Below are 1,032 nucleotides of genomic sequence, written 5' to 3'. Positions count from 1 at the left end.
CTTCTAAGCTATCAAAGCCTTTACGAACGATCACATGACAAGTTGTACATGCACAAGACATATCACAAGCATGTTCAATTTTGATTCCTTTGTTGAGCAAACTTTGGCAAAGATTTGCATTTTGTTCAACCTCAAATTCTGCTCCTTCTGGGCAAAATTGAGCGTGAGGAAGTACTTTAATACGTGGCATATTGATCACCTATACCTTTTAATTTGATTTTGACCAATCATCGAGCTTCGTGCCTTTTAAGGCATGGTCAATATGTCGATTCATCCGTAGTGCTGCAAAAGCATCACTATGTACTTTAAGTTGTTGAACTGCTTGCTCAATCGCTTGGATATCACTGCCTTCAAGCTGAGCTTTTAGTGATTCCTTATCAGAGTTGAGTGCTTCAAGCTGCTTTTCATCAAGTAAATCCGCATCTACTTTTAATGCTTGCTCAAGAGCCTCAAGCTCACGTTCTGCTTCAACTTTAGTTTCTTTTAAATGACGAAGATTTTTGTCCTCTTCGGCATGTTGGAAACCTTCAATTAATAAGCGTTCCGTATCTGCCTCAGATAAACAATAAGATGTTTTTATATCAATATGAGCTTGCACTCCAGAAGTTGCTTCACGAGCAGAAACGGTGAGTAAGCCATCTGCATCAACTTGGAAAGTGACTTCAATACGAGCTTGGCCTGCAGTCATTGGTGGAATGCCATGAAGTACAAATCTACCTAATGAACGGCAATGTTCAACTAAATCACGTTCGCCCTGAACTACATGAATTAACATAGCAGTTTGGCCATCTTGATAGGTGGTGAACTCTTGACGACGTGCAACAGGAATCGCTGTATTACGAGATATCAGACGCTCAACGAGTCCTCCCATAGTCTCTAGACCAAGAGAAAGAGGGGTTACATCTAAAAGAAGAGAGCCATCTTGGCTATTACCGATTAACTGGTTGGCTGTAATAGAAGCGCCAATTGCCACCACTTCATCCGGGTTGATCGTGCAAAGAGGTTCTTGGGCAAAAACTTCCCGTACTGCTT

2 protein-coding genes are annotated in these 1,032 nt (G+C 41.4%); both read right to left on the bottom strand.

Translation table 11 applies throughout. The features are described from left to right. The coding region (locus VXQ92_RS21150; RefSeq protein ID WP_416683087.1) for a 2Fe-2S iron-sulfur cluster-binding protein at positions 1-190 on the bottom strand (190 nt) is incomplete at its 3' end. 18 nt (positions 191-208) lie between these two features. Then, on the bottom strand, positions 209-1,032 hold an 824-nt coding region (locus VXQ92_RS21145; protein WP_416683086.1), incomplete at its 5' end, for an Hsp70 family protein.

The organism is Acinetobacter sp. 228, from assembly GCF_048147885.1.
This window is presented reverse-complemented; position numbering and strand designations above follow the sequence as displayed.